The 2,506-nt window shown below is 56.7% G+C and carries 1 rRNA gene (running past one end of the window); it reads right to left on the bottom strand.

Features of this window, described 5'->3' with window-relative positions:
- Positions 1-32: 32 nt before the first annotated feature.
- Positions 33-2,506: ribosomal RNA gene (locus ACZ4VK_RS35950) — 23S ribosomal RNA — on the bottom strand (it continues 154 nt past the right edge of the window).

Below are 2,506 nucleotides of genomic sequence, written 5' to 3'. Positions count from 1 at the left end.
CTTCAGAACTAACACAGTGGACGCGAGCAACTGAGGACAAGCCCTCGGCCTATTAGTACCGGTCAGCTCCACCCATTACTGGGCTTCCACATCCGGCCTATCAACCCAGTCGTCTACTGGGAGCCTTACCCTCTCAAGGAGGTGGGAATACTCATCTCGAAGCAGGCTTCCCGCTTAGATGCTTTCAGCGGTTATCCCTCCCGAACGTAGCCAACCAGCCATGCCCTTGGCAGGACAACTGGCACACCAGAGGTTCGTCCGTCCCGGTCCTCTCGTACTAGGGACAGCCCTTCTCAATATTCCTGCGCGCGCAGCGGATAGGGACCGAACTGTCTCACGACGTTCTAAACCCAGCTCGCGTACCGCTTTAATGGGCGAACAGCCCAACCCTTGGGACCGACTCCAGCCCCAGGATGCGACGAGCCGACATCGAGGTGCCAAACCATCCCGTCGATATGGACTCTTGGGGAAGATCAGCCTGTTATCCCCGGGGTACCTTTTATCCGTTGAGCGACGGCGCTTCCACAAGCCACCGCCGGATCACTAGTCCCGACTTTCGTCCCTGCTCGACCCGTCGGTCTCACAGTCAAGCTCCCTTGTGCACTTACACTCAACACCTGATTGCCAACCAGGCTGAGGGAACCTTTGGGCGCCTCCGTTACCCTTTGGGAGGCAACCGCCCCAGTTAAACTACCCATCAGACACTGTCCCTGATCCGGATCACGGACCGAGGTTAGACATCCAGCACGACCAGAGTGGTATTTCAACGGCGACTCCACCATGACTGGCGTCACGGCTTCAAAGTCTCCCACCTATCCTACACAAGCCGAACCGAACACCAATATCAAACTGTAGTAAAGGTCCCGGGGTCTTTCCGTCCTGCTGCGCGAAACGAGCATCTTTACTCGTAGTGCAATTTCACCGGGCCTATGGTTGAGACAGTCGAGAAGTCGTTACGCCATTCGTGCAGGTCGGAACTTACCCGACAAGGAATTTCGCTACCTTAGGATGGTTATAGTTACCACCGCCGTTTACTGGCGCTTAAGTTCTCAGCTTCGCCACACCGAAATGTGACTAACCGGTCCCCTTAACGTTCCAGCACCGGGCAGGCGTCAGTCCGTATACATCGCCTTACGGCTTCGCACGGACCTGTGTTTTTAGTAAACAGTCGCTTCTCGCTGGTCTCTGCGGCCACCCCCAGCTCATGGAGTAAATCCAATCACCAGTGATGGCCCCCCTTCTCCCGAAGTTACGGGGGCATTTTGCCGAGTTCCTTAACCATAGTTCACCCGAACGCCTCGGTATTCTCTACCTGACCACCTGAGTCGGTTTAGGGTACGGGCCGCCATGAAACTCGCTAGAGGCTTTTCTCGACAGCATAGGATCATCCACTTCACCACAATCGGCTCGGCATCAGGTCTCAGCCTTGATGTGTGACGGATTTGCCTATCACACGGCCTACACCCTTACCCCGGGACTACCACCGCCCGGGCTGGACTACCTTCCTGCGTCACCCCATCGCTTACCTACTACCACCTTGGGTCGACGGCTCCACCACTTTCCATTCCCCGAAGGGTCCGGAACGGCTTCACGGCCTTAGCATTAATGGGCTCGGTATTGGGCGTTTCAAAGCGGGTACCGGAATATCAACCGGTTGTCCATCGACTACGCCTGTCGGCCTCGCCTTAGGTCCCGACTTACCCTGGGCAGATCAGCTTGACCCAGGAACCCTTAGTCAATCGGCGCACACGTTTCTCACGTGTGTATCGCTACTCATGCCTGCATTCTCACTCGTGAACCGTCCACAACTCGCTTCCGCGGCTGCTTCACCCGGCACACGACGCTCCCCTACCCATCACAGCGGGCGTTGGCCCTCATGCTGCAATGACACGACTTCGGCGGTACGCTTGAGCCCCGCTACATTGTCGGCGCGGAATCACTTGACCAGTGAGCTATTACGCACTCTTTCAAGGGTGGCTGCTTCTAAGCCAACCTCCTGGTTGTCTCTGCGACTCCACATCCTTTCCCACTTAGCGTACGCTTAGGGGCCTTAGTCGATGCTCTGGGCTGTTTCCCTCTCGACCATGGAGCTTATCCCCCACAGTCTCACTGCCGTGCTCTCACTTACCGGCATTCGGAGTTTGGCTAAGGTCAGTAACCCGGTAGGGCCCATCGCCTATCCAGTGCTCTACCTCCGGCAAGAAACACACGACGCTGCACCTAAATGCATTTCGGGGAGAACCAGCTATCACGGAGTTTGATTGGCCTTTCACCCCTAACCACAGGTCATCCCCCAGGTTTTCAACCCTGGTGGGTTCGGTCCTCCACGAAGTCTTACCTCCGCTTCAACCTGCCCATGGCTAGATCACTCCGCTTCGGGTCTTGAGCGCGCTACTGAATCGCCCTATTCGGACTCGCTTTCGCTACGGCTTCCCCACACGGGTTAACCTCGCAACGCACCGCAAACTCGCAGGCTCATTCTTCAAAAGGCACGCAGTCACGACTC

This window comes from Streptomyces sp. NPDC028711, assembly GCF_055565415.1.
The sequence above is the reverse complement of the archived record's forward strand: the minus strand, read 5'-3'. Positions and strand labels throughout refer to the sequence as shown.